General features: G+C 42.1%; 14 protein-coding genes, 1 pseudogene and 1 other annotated feature. Of the genes and pseudogenes, 9 read left to right on the top strand and 6 right to left on the bottom strand.

Annotation, left to right across the window (positions count from 1 at the left end):
• Nucleotides 1-104 precede the first annotated feature (104 nt).
• Together Q1J64_RS09195 and Q1J64_RS09190 are read left to right on the top strand one after the other, a co-directional pair.
• On the top strand, nt 105-947 hold the full coding sequence (locus Q1J64_RS09195; protein WP_301108767.1) for a YitT family protein: 843 nt from the start codon (nt 105-107) through the stop codon (nt 945-947).
• A 264-nt stretch (nt 948-1211) separates the two neighbouring features.
• Nucleotides 1212-2744 (top strand): AbgT family transporter, encoded by a 1533-nt coding sequence (locus Q1J64_RS09190; protein WP_301108766.1) that lies wholly within the window; start codon nt 1212-1214, stop codon nt 2742-2744.
• 47 nt (nt 2745-2791) lie between these two features.
• Here Q1J64_RS09190 and Q1J64_RS09185 read toward each other — a convergent pair whose 3' ends face one another.
• Nucleotides 2792-3670, bottom strand: coding sequence for a LysR family transcriptional regulator (locus tag Q1J64_RS09185; protein WP_301108765.1), 879 nt, complete (start codon nt 3668-3670; stop codon nt 2792-2794).
• 146 nt (nt 3671-3816) lie between these two features.
• On the opposite strand from Q1J64_RS09185, the gene Q1J64_RS09180 reads away from it, so the two are divergent.
• The 4 genes from Q1J64_RS09180 to yedF all read left to right on the top strand — a co-directional run bounded on the left by Q1J64_RS09180 (nt 3817) and on the right by yedF (nt 7189).
• A complete protein-coding gene (locus Q1J64_RS09180; RefSeq protein ID WP_301108764.1) occupies nt 3817-4950 on the top strand; it encodes an AbrB family transcriptional regulator in 1134 nt (377 codons plus the stop codon).
• 99 nt (nt 4951-5049) lie between these two features.
• On the top strand, nt 5050-5619 hold the full coding sequence (locus Q1J64_RS09175) for a nitroreductase family protein (protein ID WP_301108763.1): 570 nt from the start codon (nt 5050-5052) through the stop codon (nt 5617-5619).
• 132 nt (nt 5620-5751) lie between these two features.
• Complete coding sequence (yedE, locus tag Q1J64_RS09170; RefSeq protein ID WP_301108762.1) at nt 5752-6960, top strand: selenium metabolism membrane protein YedE/FdhT; 1209 nt, start codon at nt 5752-5754, stop codon at nt 6958-6960.
• Nucleotides 6950-7189, top strand: coding sequence for a sulfurtransferase-like selenium metabolism protein YedF (yedF, locus tag Q1J64_RS09165; RefSeq protein WP_301108761.1), 240 nt, complete (start codon nt 6950-6952; stop codon nt 7187-7189). The genes yedE and yedF overlap by 11 nt, the downstream gene beginning before the upstream one ends.
• A gap of 55 nt (nt 7190-7244) precedes the next feature.
• On the opposite strand, the gene Q1J64_RS09160 is transcribed toward yedF, so the two are convergent.
• Together Q1J64_RS09160 and Q1J64_RS09155 are read right to left on the bottom strand one after the other, a co-directional pair.
• Nucleotides 7245-8831: a 2-isopropylmalate synthase gene (locus Q1J64_RS09160; protein WP_301108760.1), complete on the bottom strand. Its 1587-nt coding sequence runs from the start codon at nt 8829-8831 to the stop codon at nt 7245-7247.
• A gap of 166 nt (nt 8832-8997) precedes the next feature.
• Nucleotides 8998-9232, bottom strand: a binding site (T-box leader).
• A gap of 111 nt (nt 9233-9343) precedes the next feature.
• Complete coding sequence (locus Q1J64_RS09155) at nt 9344-10237, bottom strand: stalk domain-containing protein (protein WP_301108759.1); 894 nt, start codon at nt 10235-10237, stop codon at nt 9344-9346.
• Between the two features lie 548 nt (nt 10238-10785).
• On the opposite strand from Q1J64_RS09155, the gene ahpC reads away from it, so the two are divergent.
• Together ahpC and ahpF are read left to right on the top strand one after the other, a co-directional pair.
• Entirely contained in the window at nt 10786-11355 is a 570-nt protein-coding gene (ahpC, locus tag Q1J64_RS09150; protein WP_301108758.1) for an alkyl hydroperoxide reductase subunit C, read from the top strand.
• A 13-nt stretch (nt 11356-11368) separates the two neighbouring features.
• The gene (ahpF, locus tag Q1J64_RS09145) at nt 11369-12913 is read left to right on the top strand and encodes an alkyl hydroperoxide reductase subunit F (RefSeq protein WP_301108757.1); all 1545 of its coding nucleotides are present in this window, start codon (nt 11369-11371) and stop codon (nt 12911-12913) included.
• A gap of 287 nt (nt 12914-13200) precedes the next feature.
• Here ahpF and Q1J64_RS09140 read toward each other — a convergent pair whose 3' ends face one another.
• Both Q1J64_RS09140 and Q1J64_RS09135 read right to left on the bottom strand, forming a co-directional pair.
• Entirely contained in the window at nt 13201-14301 is a 1101-nt protein-coding gene (locus Q1J64_RS09140) for a DUF4145 domain-containing protein (RefSeq protein WP_301108756.1), read from the bottom strand.
• 436 nt (nt 14302-14737) lie between these two features.
• The gene (locus Q1J64_RS09135; RefSeq protein ID WP_301108755.1) at nt 14738-15679 is read right to left on the bottom strand and encodes a VanZ family protein; all 942 of its coding nucleotides are present in this window, start codon (nt 15677-15679) and stop codon (nt 14738-14740) included.
• Between the two features lie 202 nt (nt 15680-15881).
• On the opposite strand from Q1J64_RS09135, the pseudogene Q1J64_RS09130 reads away from it, so the two are divergent.
• Nucleotides 15882-16162 (top strand): annotated as a pseudogene (locus Q1J64_RS09130) (transposase); the annotation flags it as partial.
• Here the strand turns inward: Q1J64_RS09130 and Q1J64_RS09125 are convergent.
• Nucleotides 16099-16269, bottom strand: a complete 171-nt coding sequence (locus Q1J64_RS09125; protein ID WP_301108818.1) for a helix-turn-helix domain-containing protein — start codon at nt 16267-16269, stop codon at nt 16099-16101. The pseudogene Q1J64_RS09130 and the gene Q1J64_RS09125 overlap by 64 nt on opposite strands.
• Between the last annotated feature and the right edge of the window lie 463 nt (nt 16270-16732).

Here is a 16732-nt window from a genome sequence, read left to right as displayed (position 1 = left end):
AATTCTGCTGAACTATTGGTATAGTAGTCTAACCCTAAATTTTTCACAAAATACGTAAGGTGGCATACAACTGTATGTCGCCTTTTTTGAGAAGAGGAAATTGAGTGCAGAGAAAACTAATTGATTACTCCGCGTTATTTATTGGATCCTTATTTTTTGCACTGGGCATTAACTATTTTGCGATACCAAATATGCTGTCAGAAGGCGGCGTCATTGGGATCACTATCATTACATACTATTTATTCGAATGGTCACCAGGCCTCGTGAATTTCATTATTAATCTCGCGTTGATTGTGATCGGTTATAAGTTTTTCAATAAGAAGACGATTATTTACACACTCATCACTATCGTCTTCACGTCTATCTTCCTTGAATTAACAAAAACATGGGGCGAACAGTTAGGCAATGATACACTGCTTGCGGCATTATTTGCGGGTGTATTTGTAGGAACCGGTCTAGGGATTATTTTCCGTGTGGGCGGCACGTCAGGCGGTGCCACAACACTAGCCAGGCTAATGCAGCAGTTTCTTGGCTGGAGCGTCGGGAAGTCCATGCTCGTCATTGATATTACCGTTATTTCACTGTCGGTATTTGTCATTGGGAAAGAGAAAGCGATGTATACGCTTGTCGCCGTGTTCATTGGGGCGAAGATTATCGATAAGATTGTGGACGGTGCTGATGACCGAAAAGCAGTGATGATTATTTCTAAACACCAGGAGAATATAAGGCAGGAACTGCTCAATACGATGGGCCGGGGTGTGACAATTTTAGAAGGGCGCGGTGGATATACGCTCGAAACGCAGCCGATTCTCTACGTCATCATCAACCAGACGGAAGTCGTGCAACTGCGTCGAATTTTGGAGCGCGTTGATGAGGATGCCTATGTCACGATTAATAATGTGCAGGAAATCTTTAAGCGCGGTTTTAAGGAGCGGCGGCCGAAATAAATTAATATTTTACAATTAAAACCACTGGATTTAGCTGATTCTGAAAGTGTGTTTAATTGTAATCCCTTTATAATTAAGCCTATAGTATAGACACTTACCCAACTATTCACCATCTTCCTATAAGTCACAACTATTTTCCAATTTAATTAATTTGTTAAGGTATTTAATTCGATATCCTTCTTCTATATACTGAAATAAGTTTAGAAAATTTAAGAATTCTATAACATAAAGATTCAGAATTTTCATTAGAGGAAGGTGTTTATCTTGGAAACGAAAAGAAAAGGTTTTTTCCAGAAGTTTTTGGATATGATTGAGAAAACCGGTAACCGTCTGCCCCATCCGGTAACATTGTTTGCGTCTCTTGCTCTGTTGGTTATTGTATTGTCGGCTGTCGTGTCTTACTTCGGCATCAGTGCTGAGCATCCGGGTAAAGAAGGCGAAATGATCGAAGTACATAATCTATTAAGCAGTGAAGGTATCCATTACATTATCACCAACATGACGGATAACTTCATCGGCTTTGCTCCGCTCGGCGTTGTATTGATTACGATGCTCGGGATTGGGGTGGCAGAAGGTTCGGGATTGATCAGTGCATTGCTTCGCGGCTTTGTGATGTCTGTACCGAAGCGTCTGATCACGCTTGGATTGGTATTTGCAGGAGTTATGTCCAGTGTTGCTTCTGACGCAGGATATGTAGTATTGCCGCCGCTTGGTGCAGTTTTATTCGCAGCTTTAGGACGGCATCCGTTAGCAGGTTTGGCTGCGGCATTCGCTGGGGTTTCCGGTGGATTTAGTGCCAACTTATTGCTGTCAGGTACGGATGCGATGCTCGGTAAATTGACAATTATGTCGGCAGCGATTATTAATCCTGAATATGCGGACGGCATGAATATTGCCATGAACTATTACTTCATCGCATTTTCTGTAATTGTGCTGACAGTTGTCGGGGCATGGGTAACGGAAAAGATTGTCGAACCGCGTCTTGGTGAGTATAACGGTGAATACCGTGAAAAAGTTGAGAAACTGACGGCTCTTGAGAAAAAAGGATTGATTTGGGCTGGTGTTTCTATAATTGTTGCAGGTATTCTGGTTGCTTTGCTTGTTATTTTCCCTGGTGCCCCATTGCGCGGAGACGAGGGCGATATGCCGATTATTAAATCACCATTTATGAAATCACTTGTACCGATTATTGCATTTATGTTCTTTGTTCCAGGACTTGTCTACGGAAAAGTAACGAAATTGATCCGTGACGATAAAGATGTGGCAGCGATGATGTCTACGACGATGGCTGCCATGGGTATGTTCATTGTGCTGTCGTTCACAGCAAGTCAATTCGTGGCGTTTTTCTCTGAATCAAATATGGGCTTGGTGCTCGGTGTTTACGGAGCTGAGTTCTTAGACAGCATAAGTCTGAAAGGAATTCCATTGCTGCTAATGTTCATCTTGATTGCCGCATTCATCAACCTATTTATCGGCAGCGCGTCTGCTAAATGGGCGATGATGGCGCCGGTATTTGTGCCGATCATGATGCAGCTTGGCTATTCTCCGGAATTAACACAAATGGCGTACCGTGTGGCAGATTCCTCTACGAATATCATTTCTCCGCTCATGACATATTTTGCGATCATCATCGCGTTTGCGCAGAAGTATGATAAGAAAATGGGAATCGGAACACTGGTTTCGGTCATGTTCCCTTACTCCATGTTCTTCTTGCTGTTCTGGAGTATCACGCTCGTTATCTGGATGTTGCTGGGCATTGATTTAGGACCTGGTTCTCCGATTTATTATACAAAATAAAAAGAGTGCACCCGTCGACAACTGTCGGCGGGTTTTTCAATTTTTCATTACATTTTATTAAACTGTCCATGGAATTCCTCTTCCATGAAGTCTACAAAAGCTTTTACGATATTCAGGTGCAAAGAGTCTTTGTGATAGAGCATCCACGTTTTGCGGACGATTGGATCACCGTTCAGTTTCGTGATATCAATTTTATACAGATCAGGTGCATCGTTGACAATCATTCTTGGCAAAATGGCATATCCCAGGCCGTTGATGACCATTTTCTTGCATGTATCGGATTTATCCACTTCAATACTGACGGTCGGGGGCTGGGCAAAATGTTCTGTCCACCAATTGTCGATAGAGCTTTTTAATAGAGAATCCGTATGATAATCAACACGCGGCAGATATGGCAGGTCTTCTACCGCGATTTTTTCTTTTGATGCAATGCAAATCGTTTCCTCCAATAAAAGCTGCTTTTCATCTTTCCAGGTAAAATCACCTTTGACAATGCCTATGTGCACGTCTTGATTGTAAATCAAATGAGCAATCTGGCTACTGAGATCAGTGGTCACTTTGAATTCCACGTCTGGATACCGGTCTTTGAATGACTTCAACAAATCAGGCAGCATATAGTCCGTAAAAAATGTGGAAACGCCAAGACGCAGTGTGCCTGTCAGCTGATCACCCATATTAATGACATGGTCTTTGATCGTTTGGATATTCAACAGCATCTCACGCGCGCTTCTCGCTAAATATTCTCCTTGAGGTGTAAACTGTATTCCCCTTCTCCCTCTGTTAACGATCTGCACGCCGAATTCTTTTTCCAACAGCTGCAGACGATTGGTTAATGCCGGCTGAGAAATATAGAGTCGGTGTGCCGTCTTTGTAATATTTTTCTCTTCATAAAGTATTTGCAATATAAGCCAGTCTCTTTCATTCATTGGATTCCCTTCTTTCTGGCATTAGTTTAATCTATGTCCAATGATAATAAATCGGTATTTTATTTATACCTGAAATTATACTATACTTAAGACAACAAGCAATGGATATACCATACACCACAGAATATCAGAAAGAAGGAATCCTCATGAAGAAAGGTTTAGACCATGTCAAGCCCTTTGCTTTCATTGCTGTCAGTGCGCTTGGAGGTCTGCTCGTATCTTTGACAGGGCTTCCGATTGGCTGGATGATCGGTACCCTTTTAACCGCCACTGTTCTCTCCATTTTCTTTCCCCATCTGATAAACTTACCGCAAAGTTATAATGGCCTGCCAAAGTATTGGCTTTATATTGGACAGCTCATTTTAGGTATTGAACTCGGACAGCGGGTAAACAGCACAGTCATTTCAGTATTTCACGATAATTGGCTAACCGTCATCATCATGCTGTTGCTGTCTGTTGTCATCTCACTAATCACCGGACTATTTTTATGGAAATACAGCAAACTGGATATGCTGACCAGCTTTTTTGCCACAACGCCGGGAGGTCTTTCTTCCATTCCCGTAATTGCTGAAGAATTCGGGGCAAATACTGGAGTCGTCAGCATCGTACAAACACTGCGGGCGTTCATGGTCATTCTGATCATCCCAATTGTCATTACTGTCTGGTTCGGTCATACGATCCCCGCATCTCTTGTTACTGTAGAGACCATTTTTCAGCCGCAGCAGATAGCAGTTACGCTTCTATTTGCCGGAATCGCTGTGATCGGTTGCTATGCAGGCAAGCTATTAAAGCTCCCTGCTCCATGGCTAATAGGAAGTATGATCAGTATTGCCTTGATGAAAACACTCGGGACGGTGCTGATTGGTTATGAGTTTATCTCCTGGTGGCCGGCAAGTCTGTTGATTATTTCGCAAATATTGATCGGTGCCAGCATCGGTTCCCGTTTTACGAAAGAAATGTTTGCGGGTTTGACTAGGACATTATTTGTTTCATTCGTGAGTATTTGGGGACTGATTATTGCCATGTTTGCATGTGCTTTCGCAGTATCCCGCTTCACCGATATCACTTTCCTCACTTCAGGGCTAGCCTTTGCCCCGGGCGGAATTGCAGAAATGTCGACAACAGCCCTTGTGCTGAACGGAGACGCTACATTTGTCGTAGCTGTACAAGTACTGCGGGTCATCATGGTCTCTATCAGCCTTCCACCGCTGTTTAGATTTTTGCGCTATGTAGAACAACGCAAAACATCGATATTTCTTCGAAGTAAACAGGCGCATTAAGAAACCCTCATTCACTCCGTGTGTTAGTTGTAAATCTCTACGACCCTGTTATCATAGTAAATGATAATGGTTTTCAGTTAGCTGAGAGGAGTTTTATTTATGAACGATAAAGGAAAAAACGACTTGGAAAATGCAATGATCGGCCGACGGTCCATCAAAAAATTCAAATCAGATCCTGTAGCGATAGATGAAGTGATTGAACTGCTCAATGTTGCCAAATGGGCACCGAATCATAAATTGACGGAACCTTGGCGTTTTCAGTTATATGCGAATGAAGGCAAAGAGAAATTTGTCGATGCCTTTCTTGCTTCTCAAATGAGAGACAGCAACTTACCGGATAAAGCGAAGAAAAAGGCAGAGTATTTCCGTGAAATTCCGCTGCATCTCGTAGTCTACATGCCAGAACCTTCCCGCCAGAAACAATGGGATGAAGACTTCGCGGCTGTATCCTCATTTATTCAAAATTTCCAGCTTGCTGCATGGGAGCGCGGAATAGGTATGATCTGGCGGACGAATGACTGGATAAATGATCCAGTATTCAAAGGAGCTGTCGGTATAAAGTCAGATGAAAAAATTATCGGAACGCTGATGATCGGTTATCCGAAACATGTTCCAGAAGTGCAGGAACGGACAGACATTCGGGAATTACTGACAATTATAGATCAATAATAGCGGGCGGTTAGGAGTTTAATGAATGAATTCGAGACTCGTAATCGCTTCATTTTCATTCTATCTGCACTTGATTTCTCATAAATAAAGACTAAACTAAAAAAAGAACTTTAATAAAGGGGCCCCTCGCAAATGAAATCTTTGATTCAACCTATTTTCACACGCTATTGGAACCCCTATGTTGTATTACTGATTGCCGGAGTTCTGAGTGCACTCTATTTCGGCTTAACGTCAACAGTTTGGGCTGTAACCGGTGAATTCACCCGGCTCGGAGGAGATCTCCTGCTGCTATTTGGAGTGGATATTTCCGGATGGCAGTATTTCGATATGGTACATCTGAAAGGAACAACCTGGAATCGCCCGGATGGCTGGATTGTCTGGGGAATGTTCATCGGTGCTCTGATTATGGTGCTGTTTAGCAATAGTTTCAAAATTCGTCTTCCGAAACAGAAACGTCGTTATATCCAAGGACTTGTCGGCGGCATCATTGCTGGATTCGGCGCGCGTTTAGCACTTGGCTGTAACTTGGCGGCATTCTTCACAGGTGTTCCTCAGTTTTCCATCCACTCTTGGATTTTTATTGTGGCAACTGGCATCGGAACGTTCTTCGGTGCGCAGCTTACGAAAACACGCTGGTGGAAAGGCAAACCTACGTTAACACGGGGTGCCGCGAAACCATCAAATGTTAAAAAACGCGTGATACAGCCGTATGTCGGCGGAATAATCGCTATCCTCTACATCGGATTAATCATCTATTTCTTCGCAACCGGCCAGAAGTTTCTTGGTTTGGGTGCAATGTTTGGACTGTTTTTCGGTATTCTAATAGAACGGGGACAAATCTGCTTCACATCGGCATTCCGGGATCTATTTCTCGTTGGCCGCAGTGTAATGGCAAAAGCGATCATTATCGGAATGGCAGTCAGTTCTATCCTTACTGTCATCGTAATTTCTATTTACGATTTGACGCCGATCACGCAAATTGCGGCGATGAGCACGTTTGTAGGCGGAGTGCTGTTTGGAGTCGGCATTGTCATGGCATCGGGCTGTGAAACCGGCATGATGTACAGACTAATGGAAGGACAGCTGCTGTTCTTGCCTGTCTTTGCAGGAAATATTATTGGCGCTACGTTCCTCGCATATGCTTGGGATCATCTCTGGGTGTATAATGTATTGGTCAAAGGCGGTTCAAAAATCAATCTGCTGGATTCAATTGGGCCAGTTGGTGCTATTTCTGCCACACTCGTAATGCTTGGCGTACTTTACGCCTTAACGGTTTATTGGGAAAAACGCTATCACCGAAAGTTAGCGGTCAAGAGAGGAATGAAAGCACATGTCAGCTGAAAAGGAAGCCGATTTCACACTCGATCTGCGTGGAGAATCATGTCCTTATCCCGTCATCTATACGCTGGAAACTTTAGAAGGAATGAATAAAGGAGAGCTGCTGCAAGTCATCACCGATTGCCCCGGCTCATTCCGCAACGTTCCTGAAGAAGCACTAGCGCACGGCTATACGTTTGCGCAGGACCCTGTGCAGAACGGGCAGGAATATTTGTTTTATATTTATGCGTGAGAAAAGGCAGCTGTCCAAGTTTGACTGGATGGCTGCCTTTTTCTCTATTCTGCAGTTAACTATTTACAACCGGCTGTTCCACAGGTATTTCCTTTATTTTAGCGACAATCACGCTATTAATCGCATTCATATACGCCAATGCACTCGCTTTTAAAATATCTGTATCTGCTGCCTTTGCGATGAATTTCTCTCCTTCATGTGAAATAGTGATTTTCACTTTGCCAAGAGCATCTTTCCCGCGTGATACACTGCTTATATCATATTCCACTAGCTTCACGCTGATTTTTGTGATTTCTGCTATGGCTGAATACAGCGCGTCGATCGGACCAGAGCCGACTGCGCTCGACCTAAAGACTTCTCCACCCTGGCGTATCTTCACACTGGCAGAAGGGAAACTTGAATTGCTGACAACTTGCAGATCTTCAAACTCAAAGAAATGATCGCTGTAGTTTGTGACATTGGTCTTATCATTCTTTTCATAATAGTTTTCCACTATAACATACAGATCATGGTCATATACTTCCTTTTTAATATCCGCCAATGCCAGGAACCCTTCGAAAATCCCTTCAAAGTCTTCTTGTGCCAAATGACTGAAACCTAGATTCTCCAGTGCGTTTTTCACAGCATGACGACCGGAACGCGCTGTCAGAATCAGTTCCATATCGTCCAGACCTACATCTTCAGGATGGACAATCTCATACGCATCGCGTGATTTCAGTAAACCATCTTGATGAATACCGGATGAATGAGCAAATGCATTATCGCCGGTAATCGCTTTATTAACCTGTACGTCCAGCCCCATAAAACTCGATACTAAACGAGAAGTATTCATAATTTCTTTCGTGTTAATTTGCGTCTCCACGTTATAGATCGAACTTCTTGTTTTCAATGCCATCACGACTTCTTCCAGCGCCGCGTTTCCTGCTCGTTCGCCAATTCCATTGATTGTACACTCTACTTTATCTGCACCATTTTTGACCGCCGCCAGTGTATTCGCTGTCGCCATGCCCAGATCATTGTGACAATGAACGCTCAATAAAACGTCTGGATTCAGGTTCTTCATTCGGTCATTCAGTTTGAAGATCATGGCACCGAATTCTTCCGGTTCTGCAAAGCCCACTGTGTCCGGCACATTAATCATCGTCGCTCCTGCCTTCATGACAGATTCAATCGTGTGCCATAAATATTCAAACTCTGAACGAGACGCATCTTCCGTTGAATACTGGACTTGAGGCATTAATGTTTTTGCATATTTCACGGCATCCACGCCGATTTGCAGTATTTGGTCTTTTGATTTATTGAATTTTTTCTCCACATGAATATCTGATGTACCCAGCACCATATGAATCATTGGATTTTCCGCGTGCTTCACTGCGTTGTAAACAGAATCAATATCTGCCTGAACTGCACGCGCCAGGGCGGTAATCATAATGTTACTTGTGTTACCGACCTTCTGGGCAACTGCCTGCACTGCATTAAAATCACCTTGGGAGGAGGCAGGGAATCCAGCTTCAATAATATCGACACCCAGCTTTTTGAGCTGCTGCGCAATTTCCACCTTTTCATAAAGATTTAATTTTGCACCCGGTACTTGCTCGCCATCACGTAACGTTGTATCAAACACCCAAATTTTTCTGCTCATTCCTCTGCACTCCTTTGTGATATAAATTATAAAATCAATCGTGCCTCCGCATGATTGCGTCTAGATTTTGAATCGTGCTTGCACGATTCACTCCTAACAAAATCTATGACATCCGCCCGAGTTTTTATCTGGTTACAGATAAAAAAATCCCGCCTCTATATAAAAATATAGAGACGAGATTATACTCGCGGTACCACTCTAATTGATTCGCTCAAATGAACAAATCCACTTATCGACAGCAAACACTGTCTATCCCGATAACGGAGGAAACCGACATCCCTTACTTAATTTCAGGGAGTGACTCCTGGATGAGTTCAAAATGTGCGCCTGCCGATTTTCACCAACCATCGACTCTCTCCAAAGACACAAACACTCTTACTAGTTCCATTCTTAGTCTGAACTGATATATTGTATGCAATATTACAATACACCACACTAAGTGTCAACAGTTTTCTGAAAAATTAATTGTTTGGTTATAAAATGCAGCGAAGCGTTGGTTGTTTTATTGCAGATTACTCCATCAAATCGTCAACAAATGAAGTGGGTACGTATGTTTTATTTGTTTCCAGAAGATCCGGTGCCACTTCAAATTGACGCAGTGATTTATTGTAACCGTACTTTTTCTCGCCGCGAGTAATCGTAAAGGATTTAGCATCTTTGGATAAGATAGCGCCTTTACCTGTTGTTTTAACCTGATAACCAAGCTCTTCCGCGATCAAACGAAGCGGAACCATCATCACGCCATCCACCATTTTGTGATCTGCCGCGATGATTTTGTCAACAGCAGAGTTCGTTCCTGGATCAGTTGCTTTTCCATCAAGAACGATGATTTTTTCAGGTGTTGTCTGTGCCGGGATGCTTCTTGTCGTCATTGTGTAAAATACGAGCAAATCTTTTTCTGCCAGATCAGCAGCCTTCACTTGTTTGCCTGAAACGCTTGATAGGTCTGTATCTTCACCTACGTTTAACTGTAGTTTGAGGTTGGAATCCACTAATTCTTTATCAAACGTCCCAACTGCCACAGAGCCTGTTTTTTCCGTTTCAACAATCACCGCATCCACTGTGTACTGAGGGGGATAGATCATGATCATCGGTTTATCAGCATCCGTGTATCCAGTAACCTTATCGCCCTTTTTCAGCTCTACCTGTTTACCGGTATTGTCAAAGACCAGTGCTTCTTTCGTGACAGCCAATACATTGATTTCTTCACCATTTTTAATTGTGTAAAGTGTTGCGTAATCGACTTTTTCTACTTCTTCAATCGTTCCGCCAACTTGTACAAATGATGGTTTCACTTGCATTTCTTCTGTATTCTCTCCTCCTTTTGCAAAAACTCCTGCAGGCAGGGCTGCGCCGCCCACAAGTAATGCAGACATCGCGAATGGTACAATTTTGTTCATTTTCATAGATAAACAGCTCCTTTTTTCGTTCTCATAGAAGTAGTCGAATGGGAATGGAAAAGGTTACAGACTCAGATAATTTTTCCCTTACAATGAAATCTCTCTATTTTCTCTCTACCCTCATTTCGATCAATCACACCGATGATCTGCATCACATCCCCGAGATTTTCCTTGAATAAAGTCGTAAACTATTTGAATAAGTCTCCAGCACATCGAAGCCCTCTGCAAATATTCTGTTAGAATTGGATTTTACGAAAGGAGAAGCTAGTTAGGAGCACGCTTAGTAACCTACAGCTAATCTAGTATGTTAAAGTTTGTAGTAACTGATAACCAAATATTTTAATTGAGAATTTGAAACTTTGAAACGGCGTTTTTATTGCTAATAAAATATGATTGAACAATCTTACTGACGATTTTATTGTTTGTAAGCAATACAATTGACAAAAATGCTAATTCGTATAATAATGATTATGGAATTAGAATTATTCTATTCTAGAATTTAGTTTATCCTGATGGCTGTATAGTCATCAAAAACACTTTAGGAGGAATTTTTTATGTCAATGATCGGAAAACAAATCGAAGAATTTAAGGCAGAAGCGTACAACAGCGGTAACGGAGAATTTATTCAGGTTACAGAAGAGAACCTAAAAGGAAAATGGAGCGTTGTGTGCTTCTACCCTGCAGATTTCACATTTGTCTGCCCTACTGAATTAGAAGATCTTCAAAACCAATACGAAGCATTAAAAGCATTGGATACGGAAGTGTATTCTGTTTCTACAGATACTCACTTTACACATAAAGCATGGCACGATCACTCAGATGCAATCAGCAAACTGCGTTACATCATGATCGGTGACCCTTCACAAAAAATCTCACGCATTTTCGACGTACTGGATGAAGAAGCTGGTCTTGCACAGCGCGGGACATTCATTATCGATCCGGACGGTGTCGTTCAGGCAGCTGAAATCAACGCAGACGGAATTGGCCGTGACGCAAGCGTTCTTGTGAATAAAATTAAAGCTGCACAATACGTACGCAACAATCCAGGCGAAGTGTGCCCGGCTAAATGGAAGGAAGGCAGCGAAACACTTAAGCCAAGCCTTGACCTTGTAGGAAAAATTTAAGGAGACGGTTCATATGTTAGACGCGAATATTAAAGCACAGCTATCCCAATATCTTGAGATGATGGAGAATGAGATACAGCTGAAACTCAGTACAGGAACTGATAAAGTATCGCAGGAAATGGAGGCATTAGTAGATGAACTGTCCGCTATGTCTTCCCTCATTCAAGTAGAAAAAACGGAATTGGAAAGAACTCCAAGCTTTAGTGTTAACCGTCCGGGAGAAGATACGGGTATTGTATTTGCCGGTATTCCTCTTGGCCATGAGTTCACTTCACTTGTACTCGCGTTGCTTCAGGTAAGCGGCAGAGCGCCAAAAGTGGACGAGCAAGTCCTCAATCAAGTGAAAAATATCGAAGGCAAGCACCATTTCGAATCGTATATCAGCCTGAGCTGTCAAAACTGTCCGGAAGTCGTACAGGCTTTGAACATCATGAGTGTATTGAACCCGAATATTACGCACACGATGATTGACGGCGCAGCTTATAAAGAAGAAGTGGAAAGCAAGAATATCCTCGCTGTTCCGACAGTTTATCTGAATGGAGAGCCTTTCACCAGCGGCCGAAAAACAGTGGAAGAGATTCTGGCTGAAATGGGCAGCGGACTTGATGCTTCAGAGTTTGAAGACAAAGAGCCGTTTGAAGTGCTCGTTGTCGGCGGCGGACCGGCTGGCGCAAGCGCTGCTATATACGCTGCACGCAAAGGGATCCGTACAGGCATTGTAGCTGATCGTTTCGGCGGTCAGATTTTGGATACAGCATCGATTGAAAACTTTATCAGCGTGAACCGCACAGAAGGTCCAAAACTTGCGGCTAGCCTGGAAGAACATGTGAAAGACTACAACATCGATGTGATGAACCTGCAGACAGCTAAACGGCTGGAGAAAAAGGAACTCATCGAAGTAGAATTGGAAAATGGAGCCGTCCTGAAAAGTAAAACGGTCATCCTTTCCACAGGTGCACGCTGGCGTAATATCGGCGTTCCCGGCGAAGCAGAATTCCGCAACAAAGGCGTTGCCTACTGCCCGCACTGTGACGGTCCTTTATTTGAAGGAAAAGACGTTGCAGTTGTCGGCGGTGGAAACTCGGGTATAGAAGCTGCGATTGACCTTGCGGGAATTGCCAATCATGTCACGGTTCTTGAGTTTGCTCCGGAACTTAAAGCGGATGCTGTTCTTCAGGAACGTTTGAATAGCTTGCCGAACGCTACAGTTTATACAAATGTGCAGACAAAAGAAATTACCGGAACCGACAAAGTAAACGGTGTAACATACGTCGAACGCGATTCTGGCGAAGAGAAGCATATTGAATTGTCCGGCGTATTCGTCCAGATTGGTCTCGTGCCAAACACGGACTGGCTTGGCGACACAGTCGAACGCAATCGCTTCGGTGAAATTTTGACTGATAAAAAAGGTGCTACCAACGTACCCGGCGTGTTTGCAGCAGGAGACTGCTCAGACAGCCCGTACAAACAGATTATTATTTCCATGGGCTCCGGCGCAACTGCCTCATTGAGTGCATTTGATTATTTGGTACGGAGCCAGGTGGAACTTGATCAGTAAGTTTCGTGTATGACAAAAGGTACCAGTTTCAAGAGAAATTCTTGAAGCTGGTACCTTTTATTTTATATAGGCGTTGTTGCAGTTTTTATGATCATTCCCCCTTATCTACTCTTTCTATTATTTTTTTACAGCAATAACAAAGGTACTGTAAATAACTGTGTTTATTACAACTCGAATAAAATCTGACTAGCTAACCACCCTATTACCATTATATTTTACGAATTATTATAGTAGACACTAGACGTATACAAAAAAGACCGGGTGCGTTATCCCCAGTCAATTGCAGCTTACTTCCCCTTCAACTGCACAAATAGTTCTTCTATCGTTTCGAAATCAACGTTATCGTATTTAGTTAAGGCGGCCAGGTCTTTGGGCAGCTGACCGACCCTTTCAATCTGATCTTCATACAGTTGCTGAAAGAGGATCTGGCTTCCCGTGAATTCCTCTTCAGTCAGCGGGATATGTGCCAGTTGATCGGTTACGATGACATAGTCTGTCTTATAGAACAGGACGAGTTTTCCTGGATGCGTCCACTCCACCTCACGTCTGACAGTCTCTTCTTTAATAAAATGTTTCAGTTCATTAAACAGGGTTTCATCACTTTTTTCACTGAATCCTTCCACATCGTTATGCAATCCTTCCAGATTATTCGGCAGTTCACTCATAATCCTTACTTCTTGTTCAGCCCCGAGAATTGTGAGAAAACTCTCTGACTCCTCGAATCTTTGGGGCAGCAGGAAAGCATCCCGAAGAAATTGCGGCACCTCAAGACTTCGGTCTTTATACACAATCGCGCGGGCCGATGCCAGACCCGTCATGGCATCTTCGGGGTTACCCGATCCTGTCGCTGTCTCGAATTCCTCAGTGAGCCCTTTTTGTTGTTGAATATTTGAATGAATTAGGGCTTCCATACTTTGAAGCCTCGCTTCCATTTCAGATACTTCGGTTTCATCACCCTTTGTTGGTTCCGGATCCTGATAAGCCGGCACCTTCACATCCTGAGGACAGTATTTCTTCACATACCACCCGACGATTGTATAGATCGCCTCCCAAGAAATGAGAGCCTCTGAATAGCGGAAGGTTCTGGTTTCGTGCGACGCTGAGTTTCCGTTTTTTCGGACCTGATGAAACGCATCGATGACTTCCTTTTCCAGCATCCCCTTTTTCTCCAGCAAATCAAGTTTGTCTTTAAGTGTAAAGCTTTCTCCACCTGACAGCTGTTCCGCAATCATGACCCGCTGCAGGATCGCTTCGACAAAAGTCCGTGTGTGCATCAGCATCGTCTGCGGACTGGAATAAATACTCTTTTCAAGCCCTTCAGCCATTTTCGCCAGTTGTTCAGATACCGGCTCTAAAAATCGATAAAAATAGGATGGGTTATTTTCCATAATCCGAGATCTCCTCAAGTTTCATTATAGTAGGCGTTTTGGCCATGCCGGTGACCAAGTCCGATGAACACAGCAGATCGGGATGAATGAGCATGGCGCAACCGGTTTTATCGGCAGGGCCTTGCTTTGTATTTTCCCCATTGAAGAAGCTTGTTAAACAATCCAGTTACTGTTTTTGGGAACGCTACTTTTCATGGTATGATGCCAAATCCAAATGTTTCAAATAAAAAAAGTACCAGGTTCCCAAATAACTCTTGGAACCGGTACTTCTCAGTATTGGTCTTTTAGAATAGATTGATAAAAACGCAACATCTGTCCAGCCTACTAAGGAAAAACCTTTTTATTAATTGATATGAAGAAATAGCAGGATGTTTATAACAAATCAAAACATCCCCTTGTAGATATTTAATCAGCTGTTAATATAAAAAGTAGATTGTTAATTCCACCAATACTTCATTTCTTTAATTGTAACATCCCATAACACTGCATTCCCTTTAATTGTGATTGTAAGTTCATTTACCTTATCCATATTCAATTCGGAAGAAACTTGGTCCATATTGGAATAGGTTTCTATCTCTTGCCCATTAACAGAAATAATTACCCTACCATCATTGTCACTAGCGTTATCAGGAATCCCGTAGTTTAAAGAAAGCACAATATCTTTTCCACCAAAGGCATAGGTAAATGTTTCTACATTATCGCCTTTGCTACTATAAAAGTTAATTTTTGGATCATTTTTTTCGTGTCCAATTTCGAAACTTTGAAGATTTTTATCTACTAGTATATTTCCACTTGGATACAGTTCATGTAAAGCTATAACGGGTCCTTCTATTTTTGTGAAAGATTTATTTAGTAACTCTGAAAAACCTATTACTGCTATTGAAAGGATCACAACAGTCAGAATAGTAAAAGTGATGTTTCTCCAAGAATTGGTGAAACGAAAACCAATTTTGTATGCACAAAACCCTACTGCTGCACCTACTGTATTGACGATTGCATCGTTCACATCAAAGCTACCGAGAAAAGTTAGCATTTGTACGGTTTCTATTATGAGGATTGACAAGAAAAACAATGAAATGAACCTAAAAAATTTACAACGATATAGCATAGGAATCAATATGCCTAAAGGGATGAATCCTGCAAAATTTCCTAATTCAAAAAAACCACACGGAAAATATTTCAAGTCTGAAATGGTGAGAAATCCGTATGAAAATATATTGGGAATTAAATTAAATTGATATTCGTTATTACTTACTGCTGCACCAGGTCTACCCACACCAAAAAACAGAAAGTATAATATCAAAGCAGTATAGATTATTATTATGGTAAAGATTAGCTTACGTTGCTTTATTGTCATAATAACCCCGATCTTATACATAATATATAGCTTCCAGTAATATACCATACAGTATAGTTAGTGTAAATATTATCCTTTTTCCATTACTTTATTAACAGTCATTCGCGGAATGAATATGGTGATCAACGCATGTGACGTTGACATATCTCCATAACTAACCTGCACGTAATTGTTCTTTATATCCTCAGTCATATACCATAATAATATCCAACCAATATTAACTTGGGCAGAATTCCGAAAAACGAAGTCCGGCATTAAGCTTCATTGCGGCTTGTGTTCTTGGAAAATGGTTGTTCCTACCCTGACAAGGCCGTTTTGACGAACGCCAAGGAACACGATCGTGGACAGCTGGAAGTACTGGTTTATGACAAGGAATGCCTGTATGTGTTAGATCGCGGCTATTTAGATTACGAACGGTTCGACCGCATGACGGATGAGGGCTATTTTTTCGTCTCTCGTCTGCGGAAAAATGCAGTCGTACGGACACTTGAACACTTAAACCTATTTACGACATCCAACTTCGGAGACGTATAGCCATTCTCATATTGCCAGATAGCTTGTTCAGTCACTCCTACTTTCTTAGCCAACTGCCCCCTGCTCAATTCATTCATCACACGGATGTTGGTTAAACTCTTTCCAATAAACAAGGTGGCACCTCTTTTCTATATAATTCAGCTTTCCCGTTCTTCACAAAGTACAGAAGCGTAAAATGTATATGATTCTCTTTTCCCCAAGTATAAGCACTATGTACCTTCAACTCTCTAGCTTTCTGACGTAGAACTTTCAAATATTCTTGAAACTCTTCAATAATTCGATCAAAAATGCCTTCATTTAATTGCTAAGGCAAATTATAATTCTCCATTTTTCATATACTCGCACATATTTTTTTTGCTATATAAGTTGAATTAATCTACTTGCATTAAATACTTTACAATGTACAGCCTGCACAGTTGATTGGAGTGCAAGGCGGCGACTCCCTCTTGGAAATACGATAGTGACAAGGTTTATCGCGTTCTGAGTAAGACCAAAAAATATTTTTTCGGATGTATCTGTAGTATGTGTTCCCTAAATATA

The organism is Sporosarcina sp., from assembly GCF_029257255.1.
In the GTDB taxonomy this organism is placed as follows: Bacteria; Bacillota; Bacilli; order Bacillales_A; family Planococcaceae; genus Sporosarcina.
This window is presented reverse-complemented; position numbering and strand designations above follow the sequence as displayed.

Excerpts from the sequence above, each read along its gene's own strand:
- Q1J64_RS09185 (WP_301108765.1), bottom strand. The coding sequence starts at position 3,670 with ATGAATGAAAGAGACTGGCTTATATTGCAAATACTTTATGAAGAGAAA.
- Q1J64_RS09180 (WP_301108764.1), top strand. The coding sequence starts at position 3,817 with ATGAAGAAAGGTTTAGACCATGTCAAGCCCTTTGCTTTCATTGCTGTC.
- Q1J64_RS09175 (WP_301108763.1), top strand. The coding sequence starts at position 5,050 with ATGAACGATAAAGGAAAAAACGACTTGGAAAATGCAATGATCGGCCGA.
- yedE (WP_301108762.1), top strand. The coding sequence starts at position 5,752 with ATGAAATCTTTGATTCAACCTATTTTCACACGCTATTGGAACCCCTAT.
- yedF (WP_301108761.1), top strand. The coding sequence starts at position 6,950 with ATGTCAGCTGAAAAGGAAGCCGATTTCACACTCGATCTGCGTGGAGAA.
- Q1J64_RS09160 (WP_301108760.1), bottom strand. The coding sequence starts at position 8,831 with ATGAGCAGAAAAATTTGGGTGTTTGATACAACGTTACGTGATGGCGAG.
- Q1J64_RS09155 (WP_301108759.1), bottom strand. The coding sequence starts at position 10,237 with ATGAAAATGAACAAAATTGTACCATTCGCGATGTCTGCATTACTTGTG.
- ahpC (WP_301108758.1), top strand. The coding sequence starts at position 10,786 with ATGTCAATGATCGGAAAACAAATCGAAGAATTTAAGGCAGAAGCGTAC.
- ahpF (WP_301108757.1), top strand. The coding sequence starts at position 11,369 with ATGTTAGACGCGAATATTAAAGCACAGCTATCCCAATATCTTGAGATG.
- Q1J64_RS09140 (WP_301108756.1), bottom strand. The coding sequence starts at position 14,301 with ATGGAAAATAACCCATCCTATTTTTATCGATTTTTAGAGCCGGTATCT.
- Q1J64_RS09135 (WP_301108755.1), bottom strand. The coding sequence starts at position 15,679 with ATGTATAAGATCGGGGTTATTATGACAATAAAGCAACGTAAGCTAATC.
- Q1J64_RS09125 (WP_301108818.1), bottom strand. The coding sequence starts at position 16,269 with ATGAATGAATTGAGCAGGGGGCAGTTGGCTAAGAAAGTAGGAGTGACT.